Here is a 16,904-nt window from a genome sequence, read left to right as displayed (position 1 = left end):
ACTAGCCCTTCAGCTTTCTGACCAGCAGGAACAGGACGACCAGCGACAGGGTCGCGACGGCCCCCCGGGCCAGGGGGCCGTTCAGCGCGAAAGGGTGCCCCGCCGTCCACCCCTGAACGAGCAGCCGGTCGACGATCGTCCGGTCGACGGACAGCCCGCCTTCGCTGAGGAGCGCCGCCGCCTCGGCCGCCGCGACGCGGGTCCAGCCGGGCTGCTTGTCCGGCGCGGTGACGACGAGGGTGGCCTGGAGCCGGCGACCGGTCGGGTTGTCGGTGACGGGTAACTCGACCAGCAGCCGCGATCCGGACAGGACATATCGCCCGAGCCGGGTGTCGCCCTGCTTAGACGCCCCGGTGACCAGGTCCACGAAGTCCTGGTGGACCGCCGCCCGGCCGTCGTCGTCGAGGACCTTCCCCCGGCGCCAGGCGAAGGGCTCTCTGTCGGGGAACTCCACGTAGACGACGTCGACGTGCCCGGTCATCACAGGCCTCCTTCGTGGCTCACGATGTGCTCCATGATCTTGGACGTGAGCAGGTCGGCCGACTCCTGATCCTTGAGCGATCCGCTCACGATGCGGACCCGGGCGTCGCCGCCGAGCCGCAGCAGGATGGGATCGAGCTGGTCGGCGATGGTCTGGGCGTAGTCGGCCTCGTCGAGTTCGGCGGAGCGGGGATCCTCGTCGGTGTGCGTCACCACGAGGACGCACAGGTAGGCCTCCCGGTCGCTCAGCCACTTGCCGATCTGCCCGGCGTCGTCTTCGACCCGGTGCCAGCTCCGTTCGGCCGGCATCGGGAATCCGGCCAGCAGGCGCGCGTCGACCAGGTAGAGCACATAACGGCTCTCCGAAACCCGGTTCTCCCATTGGGGCCAGGCTTTTTCCTCGCCACTCAGGTCACCCAGCCCGAGGAAGGTCAGGCTGAGCCCGTTGGTGGTGATTTTGGTCTTCTCATAAATGCGTGGCGCGTGTGTGTGATCGGGGTCTTCGACCCAGGTGCCGCGCCAAGAATTGATCAGCGTGGTCTTTCCCGTGCGCCGGGCTCCGAGCGGCGCGATTCGGAACGTCTTCTCCTTGAGCCTGTTCATCAGGAAGTATGACGTGACAGAACCGACTGCCGCCGCGGCGGCCAGACCGACGCCGATGGCGATGAAGGGTAAAGGCAAAATCGGCCGCCTGTCCGGAGACTTTGTAGCGGTCCAAGAGTGACAGATGGATATCCCCATTGGCTACCCGCGCGGACCCGGAAGCGCGGTCAGGGGTTGATGTTCAGCACCTGCAGAGTGACGTCGGTGGCGTCGCCGCCGCTCCATTCGATCCGCCCCGATGCCACGCCGGCCTGCGTCTCCGGCTGGACGACCTGGTTGAAACCCTTGCGCGCCCGGATCGTGTCGCTCTGACAACCGCACTGCCCCTCGCGCAGCACGATTTCCCCGTGGTAGCGGATGGCGTTTCCGGGGAGCAGTTCGACGAATCCGTGGAGTTCGGTGAGAACCTCTCCGCCGCACGACCAACTCTGGTCGATGACCATTTGCTGGCTGTTGAAGACGAGGTCGTTGTCCAGCAGCGAATAGGTGCAGCGTTCATTGGTGCCGAAGGTCTCGTCGTCCATGATGTAGACGGTTCCCGAGACGACGACGCGCCGTTTCGCCTCGTCCGCCGAGGCCGGCGCCGGGGCGAACCCGATCGTCGCCAGTGCCGCTCCGGCGCCCAGCGCCGCGATCTTCCTGAGCATGGTGCCGATCCTGCCGCGCGCGCGTTCACGCGGGGGGCGGGCGCCGTACGGGGCGTCCCAAGAAGGTGTCATGGTCGGCCAATGATGGTTGTCACATAGGGCTGGTGTTAGTTGTTTCTGGTGACGGCTCCTGAATCGGGCGAATCTTGTTATGTGACGAAAGGGCAGCGAGCAGTCCAGATGCCCGCTGCCACTCCCGCCGGATCTCGGCTGACAGCCGAGGCAGAAGGAGAGTGCCCCGATGGCCGAAAGCATTTACATCCTTGGTGAGGAAGACCGCAAGCAGTTCGCCCGCCTGATCGCCGCCGCCTGGTCGGACGAAGAGGTCAAGGCCCGTTTCGAGGCGGAGCCCCGCGCCCTGCTCGCCGAGTACGGCGTCGTCATCCCCGAGGGCATCCCCACCCCGCCGCTGCCCGCCCGCCCCGAGGGCGAGTTCAGCGTCGAGGAGCTGGAGATGGCCGCCGGTGTGCAGGCCGAGGGCACTGCGGGCACCGCGGGCACGATCGGCACCATCGGTGGCTGCTTCGGCACCGCCGGCACCTACGGCTCCGCGGCCGTGTCGTAACCACTACGACCTGATCTGCCCCGGGCGCGCGGTTCCCCGCGCATCCGGGGCATTTCTTTTTTCGGTTCCATATGACGGTTATCACACCTGAATGGTGTTGTTCGTTTCTGGTGACGAAGATCGATTCCAGCGAATCTGAAGACATGACGAATTTCCAGGGAACCGCTGTTCTCAGTGACAAAGACCGTCTGAAGTTCGCCCATTTGATCGCCGCCGCCTGGTCGGACGAAAAGGTCAGGGCCCGTTTCGAGCGGGAGCCCCGCACCGTGAGCGCCGAATACGGCGTCGTCATCCCTGAGGGTGTGCCCACTCCGCTGCTGCCCGTGCGTCCCAAGGGGGAGCTCACCATCGAGAAGCTGGGGATGACGTCCGGCACCGCGAGCCTGCAGTGCGTCGGCACCTCGGGCTCCATCGGCGCCACGATGCCCTGCCAGCAGGGCTGATCGCCGGCGGCTCTTCGAAGTGAGGATGTCCCGGCGTCGCGTATCCGGGACATCCCCATGACCCGTTGCCTCGGAGGCGGTGGAGGGTCATGATCCGTTTGTGAGTGGACCGGGAGACTCCGGACAGCGGACGGCCGTTCGCGCGCCCCTGGAGGTGCGGGTCGGGCGGGCCGCCATTGTCGCGTTCGCATTTTTCCTGATGAGCCAGACGTTCGCGAACTACATCCAGAACGATCCTGACCGTGCCGTCCCCGGGGTGATCCTGGGCGCCGCCGTGGTCGCCCTCTACGTCTGGGCCAGCTTCCTGGGCGCCCGTGGGCGCCGGAGGTGGTGGGTCGTCGGGGCGATGACCCTGCTCGTCTACGCGCCGCTGCCGCTGCTGGGAGAGTGGTGGTCGGTGTCGGGCGTCTTCCTGGCCGCGACGGCGCTGTGCTTCCTCGCCCGGCCCTACGCCCTGCCGGCGTTCGCGGTGGCCATCATCGGTGAGCTCGTCAAGTCGCTGGCCCTCGGCGACGACGCCGCGGCGGCGATGTCGTGGATCCTGACCGTCGTGGTGGCGTCGGTGCCGCTGGCGGCGCTCACGCACTTCGCGGAGACGGCGCGGGTGCTCTACGAGACCAGGGCCGAACTCGTCGCGGTCGAGGTGGCGGCGCAGCGGGTGAGGGCGATGGGGGAGCTGGAGAAGATCCTCGGCAGCCGGCTCGACACCATCGCGCGGCAGGGCCTCGCGGTCCTCGGCAACGCCGAGGGTGAGGCGGAGGCCGTCAAGAAGCAGCTCGGCCGCATGCTCGACGTCGCGTTGGAAGCGCAGCGGGAGATGCGGGAGTTCGCCCATCGCACGCCCCGTACATGATGAATATCACGTCATGTCCGTGATGGTCGGTTCTGGTTGGGTTGGAGGTCGCTGGCAAAACTGATGGCACAGGCGGCCCCCGCCAAAACGAGGTGACATCAATGCCCGATGACCCGACGCTGCCCCCCGAACTCCGCCCCCAGCTCGCCCGGTTCTTCGCCCGCACCTGGTCAGATGAGGCGCTCAGGCAGGACTTCGAGCAGGACCCCCGCGCCACGCTCGCCGCCGCGGGCATCGACTGGCCCCACGACCTCGCACTCCCCGAGTTGCCCGAACGGCCCGACCAGGCGATCGACCTGGAGAGCCTCGAGTCGTCGGCCGGTGCGGCCCTCAGCACGATCGGCACCGTGAGCTGCCCGACCGGGTGTTTCTCCGGTCAGACCGGCTGACCTGATCATCAATTGGGCGCCGGGTGGTGGGCAGTCCAGATGCCCACCACCCCGCCATTGAAGCATCTCATACCACGCTGCGGGGAGACCTGTGATGACTGTAGACATGATCGGCTGGGACACCGCCCAGCGCAGAGGGTTCGGCGAACTGACCGCTCGCTCCTGGTCGGACGAGGGTCTGCGGCTCCGCTACGAGCGCGAGCCCGCCGCCGTCCTGGCCGAGTTCGACATCCACCTCACCGACGGGGCGCTGTTCCCGGCGCTGCCGCCGCGGCCCGCCATCGAGACGGTCGTCGAGACGCTCACCGACCCCCAGGCCGCCGTGCCGCCGTGCCTCAGCTTCTGCTTCTGCATCGGCGGAACCGGGCGATGACCACGACCGCGGTCGAGACGTCCGGGGGCGAGCGGATCGAACAGCTCGTCTCCACGGTGCGGACCAAGGCGTGGCTCGCCGCGGTCGCCCTCATCCTCGTCGCGGGCTGCGGAGCGGGCTGGGCCTGGTTCGGGCAGGTCCGCGACGTCGTCTTCGCCTCCGGTGTGCTGGTGACGGGCAGCGGGCCCGTCCCGGTCGCCGCCCCCGTGGCCGGCAGCCTGGCCGAGGTGTTCGTCACCGCGGGCCAGGAGGTGACACCGGGCACGTCGCTCGCGGTCATCTCCGACGCGACGGGCGCCAGGCGCGTCGTCACCGCCGCGTCCGCCGGTCGTGTCATTCGCACCGCCGTCCCCGGCACCGCCCTCGCGGCGGGCGCCGCCGTCGTGGTGGTCGACCCCGCCGCCGGGCCGCTGAAGGCCGTGCTCGCCGTCGGGCCCGACCGCGTCGGCTCGCTCGCCGCCGGTCAGACCGTCTCCGTCGCGGGCGCCGGGACCGGGAAGGTCAGCGCCGTCGACCGCTATCCCGTCTCGAACGACCAGATCAGGCCCCTGTACGGCGACACACTCGATGCCGAGGGCCGCTATCTGGTGACCGTCGACCTCGACGCCCCCGCCTGGCCGGGAGCCACGCTCACCCCGGTCGCCGGGGAGATCACCGTCGCGGTCGTCCGTCCCGTGGACGCCCTCTTCAAGGGGGCCGCACGTGGCTAGAACCGCGACCAGGACGCGCCCGGTCCGCACCGAGCGCCGCCCGCAGATGGAGGACGCCGACTGCGGGCCGGCCTGCCTCAGCATGGTCTTCGCCTACCACGGCCTGCGGCTTCCGCTCCACGAGATCAGGGAACGCTCCGGCGTCGGCCGCGACGGCCTGTCCGGCGCGGGGCTCAAGAAGGCCGCCGAGGCCTACGGCTTCGAGATCAGCGGCTTCCGGCTGGACGCCGACGAGCTGGAGAACCACCCGGTCCCCTCGATGATCTTCGTCGACCACCGCCACTTCGTGGTGCTGGAGGGGATGCGGAAGCGGTGGGCGTACATCAACGACCCCGCAGTGGGTCGTATCCGCCTGTCACGGCCGGAGTTCAAGAAGCGGTTCAGCGGGATCGTGCTGGTGCCGCGCCCCGGCAAGGACTTCCAGCCCGGCGGGAAACGCTTCCCGCTGGGCCGGTCGGCGCTGGCGAAGGTGCGGCCCTACCTCTCGACGCTGCTCGCCATCGCGGTGATGGCCTTCATGCTCGCGCTGCCCGCCGTGGCCACCGCGCTGCTCACCCGCCTGCTGCTCGGCGAGGTGTTCGTCGCCGGGGAGACCACCTGGTCGGCGCCCGTGCTGCTCGGCCTGGCCGCCTGCGCCGGGTTCACCATCGTCGGCACCTGGCTGCAGCAACGCCTGCTCGGCGCCGTCCAGACCGCGATGGCGGCCGACCTGTCGGGCCGGTACATGTGGCGGCTGCTGCGGCTGCCGGGTGACTTCTTCCACCGGCGGATGACCGGCGGCCTGGTGATGAAGACCTCCTTCGGCGCCGGGCTCGCCATCCTGCTGTCCGACCGGGCCGCCGCCGCCGTGGCGGCCGTCCTGACGATCGGGCTGCACTCGGCCATCCTGTTCGCCTTCCACCCGGCCTTCGCCCTGGTCGCCGCCGCGCTGGCGGCGGTCAACCTGCTGGCGATGCGCGCGGTCAGCCGGGCCGCCGCCCCGCACCAGCAGAAGCTCCTGTTCGACGAGCACCGCCGCGACAGCATGGCCTTCAACGGCATCTCGATGGCCGAGTCGCTCAAGGCCGACGGCGCCGAGGGCTGGTTCTTCGCCAAGTGGGCGGGCCTGTCGGCCAAGGCGCTGGCCGCCACCCAGGACCTCATGCGGGTCACCCAGGCGCTGCTCGCGGTGCCCGCCGCGCTCGGCTCGCTCGCCGGCGCCACCATCGTGATCACCGGCGCGGTCCTGATGGCCAACGGCGAGGTCACCATGCCGACCGTCATCGCCGCCCAGCTTCTCGTCGGCGCCTTCCTGGTGCCGGTCACCGCCCTGGTCGGCCTCGGCGCCGAGGCCCAGATCACGGTCGCCCAGACCAGCATGTACGACGACGCCATCAGCGCGGAACCCGACCCGCAGTACGCCGCCCTGCCCGGCCTCCCGGAAACGGCCGGCGGCCTGCGCGGCGCGGTCGAGTTCGTCGACGTCTCCTTCGGCTACGACCGCCAGCGCGGCCCCGTCATCAGCGGCCTGTCGTTCCGCGTCGAACCCGGCCAGCGGGTGTCGGTCGTCGGCCGCACCGGCAGCGGCAAGTCGACCGTCGCCCGCCTGCTCACCGGCGCCGTCAAGCCGTGGTCCGGCCAGATCCTCCTCGACGGCATCCCCCGCGAGCACTGGCCGAGGGAGACCCTGACCACCTCGGTCGGGTACGTCGAGCAGAACCTCCAGGTCTTCGAGGGCACCGTCGCCGACAACCTCACCCTCTGGGACCCGACGATCCCGCAGTACCGCCTCCACCGCGCCCTCGCCGACGCCAGCCTCGCCGACGTCGTCGCCCGCCGCGGCGGCCTGTCGGGCGGCTGGATCCAGGAACGGGGCCGGAACCTGTCGGGCGGCGAGAGACAGCGCCTGGAGATCGCGCGGGCGCTCGTACTGTCGCCGTCGGTGCTCGTGCTCGACGAGGCGACCAGCGCGCTCGACGCCGAGACCGAGGCGTTCGTCGACGCGAACGTCCAGGCCAGAGGGTGTACGAGCCTCGTGGTGGCCCACCGGCTCAGCACCGTGCGCGACAGCGACCTGATCCTCGTGCTCGACCGGGGCAAGGTCGTCCAGCGCGGCACCCACGCCGAACTCATCGCGGTGCCGGGCCACTACCGCACCCTGGTGGAGGAGGCGTCATGAGCGGCTACCCCGTCAGTGAGATCGAGCTGATCGACCCCTACGCCTGCTGGACCGTCGTCAGCGGATCCGTCGACGTGCTGCTGTCGCCCGTCGACGGCCAGGGCCCGCGCCACCGGGTCGTCCGGGTGGAGAGCGGCGAGCTCATGCACGGGTTCGCCGCCACCGATCTGCCCGGCGGCTACACCGTGCTGGCCTCACCGGCCGAGGGCACCTCCGTTCGCCGGGTCAAGCGGGACACCGAGGCGGTCACCTCGTGGGTGCGCCGCCTCAACGGGCCCGTCGGCGAGGGGCTTCCCAACCTCCGGGACGTCCACCGGGGCACCCTGACCCGGGTGCTCATGCTGGCCGAGGCGGAGGACGCCGACCGGGACAACTGGCGGGCGGCCCGCGCCCGCGCCTCCAGTGACATGCTGCACCGGTCGTTCGCCGACATCGCCGCCGCGGCCGGGGTGGCGCCGGTACCCGGCAGCCCGCGTACGGCCGCCGACCGCGCGATGGAAGTGGTCAGGGCGCTCGGTGAGCACCTCGGGTTCCCCGCGCAGGAGATCGACCCGGCGTCGGTCGACCCGATGGGCGCCGCGCTCGACCTCGCCCGGGTCCGGCACCGGAAGGTGACCCTCGACGACGGGTGGTGGCGTGACGCCACCGTGCCGCTGGTCGGGTTCCTCAAGGACGGCGGCAAGCCGGTCGCGCTGCTGCCGCACAAGGGCGGCTACAAGATCTCCGACCCGTCGGGGGAGGTGCGCCGCGTCACCGACGAGGTCGCCGCCACCCTCGACCGGAACGCCTGGCAGCTCTACCCGCCGCTCGACGAGGGGCTCACCTCGCCGCTGGCGCTGCTGAAATACGGGCTGCGCGGGGCCGGCCGGGAGCTGGCCTGGCTGCTGGCGGCCGGTGGTGGCGCCGCGCTGCTGGCGCTGGGCGTGCCGATGCTCACGTTCGTGCTGCTGACCACCGCGCAGAACCCGGCCGACCAGCCGGCCATGATCTGGATCGCGGTCGTCATCGCGGGCGCGGTCGCCGCCAGCACGATGTTGCTCGCCGTGCGGAACGCGGTGCTCGTCCGGGTGCAGGGACGTCTTCAGGAACGGCTCGAACCGGCGATCTGGAGTCATCTGGTCTCGCTCGACCTGCCGTTCTACTCGCAGTACAGCACCGGGAACCTGGTCCACCGCGCCAACGCCGTCGCCGACATGCGCAAGGCGCTGGGGGAGGCGGCGGTCAACTCGCTGCTCGGTGGCGTGTTCTCGCTGCTGGGCCTGCTGATCCTGGTGACGGTCGACTGGCGGCTCGCGCTGGTCGTGCTCGGCGGGGTGCTGGTGCTGCTGGCCGTGCTGGCCGTGCTGGCGGTCCGCCAGCAGAAGCACGAGCTGATCATGCACGAGGAGTACGGCCGGATCTACTCGATGCTGTACGCCTGCCTCAGCGCCATCGACAAGATCCACGTCGCGGGCCGGGAGGCGCAGGTCTTCGGCCTGTGGTCGAAGGCGTTCTCCGCCCAGCAGGGCGCGGCGGCGGCGTCCAGGAAGGAACGGGCGGTGTCGGCGGCGATCGGCGCCTCGGCGCAGCCGTTGCTGCTGCTCCTGCTCGCCTTCACGGCGCTGTCGCTGGGGGTGCCGGCCGCCTCGTTCGTCATCGCGGCGGTGGCGCTCGGCCAGTTCGTGCTGGCGCTGGGCCAGGTGAGCCGGGCGGTGGAGGCGGCGTTCGCGCTGCTGCCCCGGTTCGAGCGGCTGAAGCCGCTGCTGGAGCGGGCGCCCGAGACGCCGCCGGGGGCCAAGGACCCGGGCGAGCTGGTCGGGCTGGTCCGCATGCACGACGTGTCGTTCGCCTACCCGGGCACCGCCAAGCAGATCCTCGAAGAGGTCTCGATGGTGTTCCGGCCGGGCGAGTTCGTCGCGGTCACCGGTCACTCGGGCGCGGGCAAGTCGACGCTGGTGCGTCTGCTGCTGGGCTTCGAGCCGCCTCGTACGGGCCAGGTCCTCTACGACGGCGGTGACCTGCGCGACCTGGACCTGCGCCGGGTACGCACCCAGGTGGGCGTGGTGATGCAGCAGGCCCGCGTGCTGCGCGGTTCGGTGCTGGAGAACATCATCGGCGACGTGCCGGGCGCCAAGGAGGAGGACGCCTGGCGCGCGGCCCGGCTGGCCGACCTCGACGGCGACATCGCCCGGCTCCCGATGGGCATGCAGACGATCATCAGCGAGGACAACGCGTCCTTCTCCGGCGGGGAGCTCCAGCGGCTGCTCATCGCCAGGGCGCTGGTGAAACGGCCCCGGGTCCTCATCTTGGACGAGGCCACCAGCGCGCTCGACAACGTCACACAGGCGTTGGTCAGCCGCCGGATCGCCGAACTCGACATCACCAGGATCGTGATCGCGCACCGGCTGAGCACCATCAGGCAGGCCGATCGGATCTACGTACTGGACCAGGGCAGGGTCGTCGCCAACGGCACCTTCGAGGAGCTGATGGAGGACAACGAGCTGTTCGCCCGGATGGTCCGCCGACAGGAGGTCTGACATGCGGGTCGAGGTTCAGCATGAGGGACTGCTCTCCGTACCCGGCGGCGACGCCCGGCTGATGGCGGTGGTCGCCGCGGCGGCGCCGTTCCACGAGCGGGTGGCGGGCGACTACTTCGTCCCGGTCGCGGGACGGAACCGGCGCCAGGCCTCCGAGCGCACCCAGCGCTGGCTCAAGGCGGCCGTCGGCGACGACGAGGCCGCGAAGCGGGCGGTGCTACACCACCGCAACCGGTCGGGCCGTGACCTCGGGGCCGGTCTGGTCGACGTGCAACTGGCCGATCCGCGCCGGCTGCCCGACTGGGGATACGCCCTGGTCGACTTCCTGCTGGCCCAGCCGCCCACGGCCGCGGCCGACCCGGCGACCGGACGTCCCGGTGCCCCGTTCGTGGCGTTTCGGCGCGCCATGAACCGGCTCGTGGACGTCAAGGACGGGTCGGTCCGCGGCGTGCCCGTGACGGCGGAGGCGCGGGAGGACATCGCAGGCCAGCTCATCGAGCGGCTGACCCAGGCCTGCTGGGCGGGGTTCGCGTTCGAGGCCCAGCTCGCGGGCACCTCCAACGACCTGTCGTCGTGGTTGCAGAGCCCCGGCCTGGACGTCAGCCAGTCGGGCTGGCTCGACCGGCTGGAGACGCTCCCCGGACTCGCCTACGTCATGGGCACCACCTGCCTCCAGTGGCGGCGGGTCGTCCACGAGCTGTTCGACCGGCTGCGGGCCGACCTGCCGCAGCTGCGCAGGAACCTGTGGGGCTGGGCCGCGCCAGGCCCGGTCACCGGCTACTCGGGTGACTCGGGCGACCTGCACAACCACGGCCGCGTGGTCACCCTGCTCACCTTCGCCTCGGGCGAGCGGGTCGTCTACAAGCCGAAGGACCTGCGCTCGGTCGCCGGGGTGATGGACGTCTGCACGCTGCTCAACAACCACGGCCTGCCGCTCGCCCTGCACACCCGCGAGGTCGTGCTGCGCGACGGCTACGGCTGGGAGGAGTACGTCGTCGCCGAACCCGGCACCGACGAGAACAGCGTCCGCCGCTACTACACCCGACTCGGCATGTTCGCCCGGCTGGCCCAGTTCCTGGAGTGCCGCGACCTGTGGGCCGACAACCTCGTCGCCATAGGGGAGACACCGGCCTTCATCGACCTGGAGAACGTGCTCCAGGGCCGGATCAGCCAGCCGTCGGTGATCGGCGAGCGGATCGAGTCGCTGTGGGGGAAGGTCGAGGACACCGTCGCCAAGACCGCCGTGGTCTCCTTCCCACGGATGATCGGGGTCGGTGTGCAGGCGCAGGACGTCGGCTGCCTGGCCGCGCTGCGGGAGCAGATCGCCGAGAACTCCACCGGCTTCCCGGCCGGGTGGGAGGAGCCGCCGTACCGGCCGACCTGGGGCGCGGGCGAGCTGGCCGACCCTCGCGCCTACGCCGACGAGGTCGCCGAGGGCTACCGGCAGATGCAGGAGTGCCTGGAGCGCAACCGGGAACTCCTGGCCGACACGACCGGACCGCTGGCGCTGCTGGAGGACGCGCCGGTCCGCTACATCTGGCGCAGCACCTTCGACTGCGGCGACATGCTGCGCATGAGCGTCAGCCCGGGATCGCTGGTCGACGGCGTGGCCAGGGAGATCTGCCTGGCCCACCTGTTCCGCAGCGCCATGGGCACCCTCCGGGTGGACCCCGGCCGCACCGACATCCTGGAGATCATCGAGCAGGAGATCGACGCGTTCCGCCGGATGGACATCCCCCTCTTCCTGTCGAAGCCGGCCTCCGACTCGGCCTTCACCCCCGACGGCGTCGAGATCCCCGGCCACTTCACCGGCACGGCCTGGCAGCGCCTCCAGGACCGGATCTCCGACCTGACCGGCTTCCCCATGGACGAGCACCTCGGCGTCCTCCAGACCTGCCTCGACATCACCGGCGCGGCCGAGATGCCCGTCTCGTTCCCGGCCCCGGCGCCCCGGCCCAAGACGATCCGCGAGATCGGCCTGCACGCCTACGAGCTGTCGGCCCGGGGCGACGAGCCCCCGGTCGAGGAACTGCTGGCCCGCGCGGGCGACCTCGCCAACGAGATCCTCGAAGCGGCCGTCTCCGCGGGCGGCGACCGGTCGGCCTGGATGGGCGTGGTCACCTACCCCGCCCACGGCCTCGACCAGGTCGAACCTCTTCACGGCGACCTGCTCAGCGGCACCGCCGGGCTGGCGATCTTCCTTTCCGAGCTGTACGCCAACACCGGCGCCCCCGGCCACTGGACCGCCGCCCAGGAGGCGCTGGAGGCGTCGGTCGAGTTCGCCACGCTGTCGACGCAGTCGGCGTTCTACCGGCGGATGTGCGGCGGGCTCTCCCCGGTCGGCGCGTTCGTCGGGATCGGCTCGGCCATCTACGCGCTGAGCCGCTGCGGCGACGCCCTGGGCGACACCCGGCTCGTCGAGCGGGCGGCCGGGCTGCTGCCGCTGGCCGAGGCCGAACTGACCGGGATCACCTCGGCCGAGCCGATCCTCGGGCGGGCGGGCCTGCTGCTGGCCGTACACAAACTGAGAGAGGTCTCGGCCACGCCGGTGCCGCAGGCCGACGCGCTGGCCGAGCGCCTGCGCGAGGGACTGCTCCCCGAACTGGCCGCGCGGGGGAGAACGCCCTACCCGCCGAACGTGCCCTCCCTCGCCGGGCTGCCCACCGGCGCCGACGGGCTCGCGTGGGCACTGGCCAGGTCGGGCGAGGACGGCGACCACCGGTTCGCCCTCGACACCCCCGGCTCGCTGCTCGCCGCCGTCGCCACCGCCCACGCCCTCACCGGTGAGGTCCCCGATGACCTGCGCGAACGCGTCGCCCGGCACTGCGGGCCCGCCAGGAGGCGCACCTGCGCCGGGCTCGTGGTCGACGCCGAGATGGCGATCCACACCGCCCGGCTGACCGGCGACCAGGGGCTCGCCCGCACCGCCAGGGACCTGGCCGCCGAACTGCTGCTCCGCCGGGACCACACCGGCCGCTGGTTCGCCGACCGGCGCCGTGCCGACCGGCTCTCCCTGTCCGCCGTCAACGGCCTGGCGGCGGCGGGGCTCACCCTGCTCCGGCTGGCCGACGACGAGGTCGCCTCCCTCCGGCTCGTGCACTGACGCTGAGAAAGGAACACCCATGGACGCCAGGCCTGGATTTCGCCGGCACTTCCGCGTGGAGGTCATCGAGGGCGAAGGGGTCTTCTTGGTCTCCGAGCGTGACCTGCACCTGCTGACCGGACGTTCGATCGAGGCGGTGGCCGGTCTGCTCGACGGCAAGCACACCGTCTCGGACATCCTCACGGCGGTGGAGTCGGAGATCCCGCCGGAGCACGTCTTCTTCGCGCTGCACCAGCTCAAGGAGCGGGGCCTGCTGGTCGACGTGACCCAGGACCTCGACCGGGGCACCGCGGCCTACTGGGAGATGGCCGGTCTTCAGGGCGAGGCGGCGGCCGAGGGCGTGCGGGCCGGACGGGCCGAGGTGGTCACCGTGGGGGACGTCCAGGGTGACGCGCTCAGAGACCTGCTGGCCGCCGAGGGTGTGCAGCCCGGTGAGGGCGGGCTCACGGTCGTGCTGACCGACGACTACCTGCGGCCCGAGCTGGCCGAGATCAACCGGGCCCACCTGAAGGAGGGGCGGCCCTGGCTGCTGGCCCGCCCGGCCGGGCCGGTCCTGTGGGTCGGGCCCGTGTTCCAGCCCGGTGAGGGCGGCTGCTGGCGCTGCCTGACGCAGCGGCTCGAAGGGCACCGGCAGTCGATCTCCTACCTGGAGACCCGCCTGCGCAGCACCGGGCCGCTGGCCCTGCCCACCGCCGACCTGTCGCTGACCCGCGACGCCGGGCTGCGCCTGGTCGCGACCGAAGTGGTGAAGTGGCTGGCCGGAGCCCGCAACGGGCAGCAGCGCGACGTCATCACCCTCGACACCCAGCGGCTCGGCAGTGAGCGCCACCCGCTGCGCGCCCGGCCCCAGTGCCCCGAGTGCGGCGACCCCGGCCTCATGGCCGCCCAGGCCGAACGTCCGGTCGAGCTGGTGTCGCGGCCCAAGTCGTTCACCTCCGACGGCGGCCACCGCTCCCGCCACCCCGAAGACACCTTCGAGCGGTACAGCCACCTGGTCAGCTCGGTCACCGGCGTGGTCAAGGAACTCACCCGCATCGACACGGGCACGCCCTTCGTCAAGACCTACGCCGCCGGCCACAACTTCTCCCGGCAGATCCGCGACCTGCAAGGACTGCGGGCAGGCCTGCGCAGCCAGAGCGCCGGGAAGGGCACCACCGACCTCCAGGCCAAGGTCAGCGCCATCTGCGAGGCGATGGAGCGCTATTCGGGCATGTTCCAGGGCGACGAGTCGCGCCGCCCGGCGAGCTTCCGGGAACTGGGCGCCGACGCGATCCACCCCAACTCCTGCTCGCTCTACAGCGACGAGCAGTATCGGATCCGCAAGGAGCGCAAGGCGCGGGCCAGCTACGACGCCGTCAACGACCCCCTCGACGAGGACGCCGTGATCGACTGGACCCCGGTCTGGTCGCTCACCGAGCAGCGGCACAAGTACCTGCCCACCGGCTACCTGTACTACTACCACCAGGAGAAGGACCGCTCCGGCCCGACCTACGCCTGGGCCGACTCCAACGGCAACGCCGCCGGTTCGTCCCTGGAGGACGCCGTCGTGCAGGGCTTCATGGAGCTGGTCGAACGCGACGCGGTGGCCGTGTGGTGGTACAACCGCCTGCGGCGTCCGGCCTTCGACCTCGACGGCTTCGACGACCCGTGGATGAACGAGTTCCGTGAGGTGTACGCCTCCCTCGGCCGCGACATCCAGGTCCTCGACCTGACCAACGACCTCGGCGTGCCGGTGGCCGTCTCGGTCAGCCGCCGTGTCGACGGGCCGACCGAGGACATCATGATGGCCTTCGGCGCCCACTTCGACGCGCGGATCGCCGTCCAGCGGGCGCTCGCGGAGATGAACCAGTTCATCCCGGCCGTCATCGACGTCGGCCCCGACGGCCGCACCCGCTACCGCTTCCACGAGGGCGACCAGATCAACTGGTGGAAGCACGCCCGCCTGGAGAACCACCCCTACCTGGTGCCCGACGGACCGGCGGTGAGCGCGTCGGCCTACGACCGGCCGGCCACCGGCGACCTGCTCGACGACGTCGCCGCCGCCCGCGCGCTGGTCGAGGCGCGCGGGATGGAGATGCTCGTGCTCGACCAGACCAGGCCCGACATCGGCCTGCCCGTGGTCAAGGTCGTCGTGCCGGGGATGCGCCACTTCTGGCGGCGCCTGGCGCCCGGCCGCCTCTACGACGTGCCCGTCCAGCTCGGCTGGCTGTCCGAGCCGACCCCGGAGGACCAGATGAACCCCATCACGATGTTCCTGTGATCGGCCTGCGCCCGGACGCCACCGTCGCCTGGCAGGACGGCGTCCTGACTATCACCCACCAGTTCGGCACCCAGGCCGCGCGCGGCCTCACCCCCCGCGTCGCGGCCCTGATCGCCGGGCTCCCCGGCGTCCTGGCCGACGAGGACGACCTGGCCGAACGCCTGCTCAAGGGCGGCGGGACCAGCCAGGAGATCGCGCTGCTCTACCTGGTGATCGACCGGCTGCACGCCGTCCTGGTGCACACGGTCGAGCCGCTGCTGCGGGTCACCCCGATCACCCGCGACGCGGTGTTCCGGCTGCCCGATCTCGCGCCCGACGACGTCGTGCGGCTGTCCCGGTTCGCGCTGGTCCGCGGTTCCGGCGACGGCCTGATCCTGGAGTCGCCGCTGTCGCGGCACCGGGTCACCCTGACCGAGGAGGCGATGCCGCTGGTCGCGGCGCTGGCCCGGGGCGTCATGGTGAAGGAGGCCCCCGCGGCGCTGGCCCACCTGGTCGCGGCCGGGATGGCGGGTGGCGACGTCGAGGACGAGCACCCCGCGCTGCGCGCCTGGGAGTTCCACGACCTGCTGTTCCACAGCAGGTCCCGGGTCGGACGCCACGACCAGCCGGTCGGCGCCACCTTCCGCTTCACCGGCGTGACCGACCCCGAACCCGCGCTCAAGCCGGTGCCCGAGGGCCCGGTCACCGAGCTGTTCCGCCCCTCACTCGACGACCCGAGCCCGCCGTTCACCACCGTCCTGGAAGGACGCCGGTCGGTGCGTCAGTACGCCGACGCGCCCACCCTCCGCCAGCTCGGGGAACTGCTCTACCGGACCGCCCGGGTCAGGGCCGTCTTCCCGCCCGCTCCCGGTGCGCCGTACGAGACCAGCAGCCGCCCCTACCCCGGCGGGGGCGCCGCCCACGAGCTGGAGCTCTACCTGACCGTCCACCGGTGTGAGGGCCTGGAGAGCGGCGTCTACTACTACGATCCGCTCGGCCACCGGCTCGTCACCCTGCCCGCCCGGCCCGAGGACGCGCGGGCGATGCTCCACCTGGCGAGCATCTCGACCGGCATGCAGGCGCAGCCCGACGTGCTCGTCACCATGACCTCGCGCTTCCAGCGCATGTCGTGGAAGTACGCCGGTCTCGCCTACGCCGCGTCGCTGAAGAACGTCGGCGCGCTTTACCAGACCTTCTACCTGGTGGCCACGGCCATGGGGATGTCGCCGTGCGGCCTGGGCGCGGGCGACGCCGAGCTGGCGGCCCGGACCTTCGGGCTCGACTGGGCGACGGAGTCCTCGGTGGGCGAATTTCTCATCGGCGGTACGCCCGGCTTGTGATGTCCGTCATCGGTGACTGGTGTCGTCTGCATCTGCCGGGCGTCCGCTGAATTCCGGATCGTTGCAGGTGAGAGACCCGTACTGACATCCAATGAGGAGATCTGATGGCGGAGAGCATGTACGTCCTCGGGGAAGAGGACCGCAAGAAGCTGGCCCGCTTGATCGCCGCCGCGTGGTCGGACAGCGAGCTCAAGGCGCGCTACGAGACCGAACCACGGACCGTGCTTCGCGAATACGGCATCGTCTACCCGGCCGGCGTGCCCACCCCGCCGTTGCCCGCCAAGCCCGAGGGCGAGTTCGAGATCGCCGACCTGGAGAGCGCGGCCGGAGCGGTCGGCCTTCCCACGACCGGCACCATCGGTGAGCCCTGCGGGTCGTGCTACTCGCAGGGGGCCACCTGGATCACCGGCAACCACTGACCGGTTTGTGATGTCCGTCATGGGCGACAGGTGTCATCCGCATCTGCCCCCGCCCGTCGAGAGTCC

Annotated in this window: 15 protein-coding genes; 12 read left to right on the top strand and 3 right to left on the bottom strand. The window is 71.1% G+C overall.

Features of this window, described 5'->3' with window-relative positions; all coding sequences use genetic code 11:
* Position 1: 1 nt before the first annotated feature.
* The 3 genes from ACYQ78_RS34740 to ACYQ78_RS34730 form a co-directional block, all read right to left on the bottom strand.
* Complete coding sequence (locus tag ACYQ78_RS34740; protein ID WP_459805205.1) at positions 2–481, bottom strand: hypothetical protein; 480 nt, start codon at positions 479–481, stop codon at positions 2–4.
* On the bottom strand, positions 481–1,083 hold the full coding sequence (locus tag ACYQ78_RS34735; protein ID WP_459805204.1) for a GTPase domain-containing protein: 603 nt from the start codon (positions 1,081–1,083) through the stop codon (positions 481–483). Before ACYQ78_RS34735 ends, ACYQ78_RS34740 begins: the two co-directional genes overlap by 1 nt.
* A gap of 167 nt (positions 1,084–1,250) precedes the next feature.
* Complete coding sequence (locus ACYQ78_RS34730) at positions 1,251–1,802, bottom strand: hypothetical protein (RefSeq protein WP_459805203.1); 552 nt, start codon at positions 1,800–1,802, stop codon at positions 1,251–1,253.
* Between the two features lie 169 nt (positions 1,803–1,971).
* Here ACYQ78_RS34730 and ACYQ78_RS34725 point away from each other — a divergent pair, with 169 nt between their 5' ends.
* From ACYQ78_RS34725 to ACYQ78_RS34670, 12 genes are all read left to right on the top strand, one after another.
* On the top strand, positions 1,972–2,295 hold the full coding sequence (locus ACYQ78_RS34725; protein ID WP_459805202.1) for a thiocillin family RiPP: 324 nt from the start codon (positions 1,972–1,974) through the stop codon (positions 2,293–2,295).
* A 143-nt stretch (positions 2,296–2,438) separates the two neighbouring features.
* The gene (locus ACYQ78_RS34720) at positions 2,439–2,738 is read left to right on the top strand and encodes a hypothetical protein (protein ID WP_459805201.1); all 300 of its coding nucleotides are present in this window, start codon (positions 2,439–2,441) and stop codon (positions 2,736–2,738) included.
* A 199-nt stretch (positions 2,739–2,937) separates the two neighbouring features.
* Positions 2,938–3,591 (top strand): hypothetical protein, encoded by a 654-nt coding sequence (locus tag ACYQ78_RS34715; protein ID WP_459805200.1) that lies wholly within the window; start codon positions 2,938–2,940, stop codon positions 3,589–3,591.
* A 101-nt stretch (positions 3,592–3,692) separates the two neighbouring features.
* Positions 3,693–3,980, top strand: a complete 288-nt coding sequence (locus ACYQ78_RS34710) for a hypothetical protein (protein WP_459805199.1) — start codon at positions 3,693–3,695, stop codon at positions 3,978–3,980.
* Positions 3,981–4,074: 94 nt separating this feature from the next.
* Positions 4,075–4,353 carry a hypothetical protein gene (locus ACYQ78_RS34705; RefSeq protein WP_459805198.1) on the top strand — a complete coding sequence of 93 codons (279 nt, stop codon included), beginning with the start codon at positions 4,075–4,077 and terminating at the stop codon, positions 4,351–4,353.
* Positions 4,350–5,063, top strand: coding sequence for a hypothetical protein (locus tag ACYQ78_RS34700; RefSeq protein ID WP_459805197.1), 714 nt, complete (start codon positions 4,350–4,352; stop codon positions 5,061–5,063). The genes ACYQ78_RS34705 and ACYQ78_RS34700 overlap by 4 nt, the downstream gene beginning before the upstream one ends.
* Positions 5,056–7,221 (top strand): cysteine peptidase family C39 domain-containing protein, encoded by a 2,166-nt coding sequence (locus tag ACYQ78_RS34695; RefSeq protein WP_459805196.1) that lies wholly within the window; start codon positions 5,056–5,058, stop codon positions 7,219–7,221. The genes ACYQ78_RS34700 and ACYQ78_RS34695 overlap by 8 nt, the downstream gene beginning before the upstream one ends.
* Positions 7,218–9,737 (top strand): ATP-binding cassette domain-containing protein, encoded by a 2,520-nt coding sequence (locus ACYQ78_RS34690; protein WP_459805195.1) that lies wholly within the window; start codon positions 7,218–7,220, stop codon positions 9,735–9,737. Before ACYQ78_RS34695 ends, ACYQ78_RS34690 begins: the two co-directional genes overlap by 4 nt.
* Before the next feature lies 1 nt (position 9,738).
* Positions 9,739–12,840 (top strand): type 2 lanthipeptide synthetase LanM, encoded by a 3,102-nt coding sequence (gene lanM / locus ACYQ78_RS34685; protein WP_459805194.1) that lies wholly within the window; start codon positions 9,739–9,741, stop codon positions 12,838–12,840.
* 19 nt (positions 12,841–12,859) lie between these two features.
* On the top strand, positions 12,860–15,100 hold the full coding sequence (locus tag ACYQ78_RS34680) for a TOMM precursor leader peptide-binding protein (RefSeq protein WP_459805193.1): 2,241 nt from the start codon (positions 12,860–12,862) through the stop codon (positions 15,098–15,100).
* Complete coding sequence (locus tag ACYQ78_RS34675) at positions 15,097–16,419, top strand: SagB/ThcOx family dehydrogenase (RefSeq protein WP_459805192.1); 1,323 nt, start codon at positions 15,097–15,099, stop codon at positions 16,417–16,419. Before ACYQ78_RS34680 ends, ACYQ78_RS34675 begins: the two co-directional genes overlap by 4 nt.
* Before the next feature lie 104 nt (positions 16,420–16,523).
* On the top strand, positions 16,524–16,838 hold the full coding sequence (locus ACYQ78_RS34670; RefSeq protein ID WP_459805191.1) for a hypothetical protein: 315 nt from the start codon (positions 16,524–16,526) through the stop codon (positions 16,836–16,838).
* Positions 16,839–16,904: the final 66 nt, after the last annotated feature.

Source organism: Herbidospora sp. RD11066, from assembly GCF_054661255.1.
This window is presented reverse-complemented; position numbering and strand designations above follow the sequence as displayed.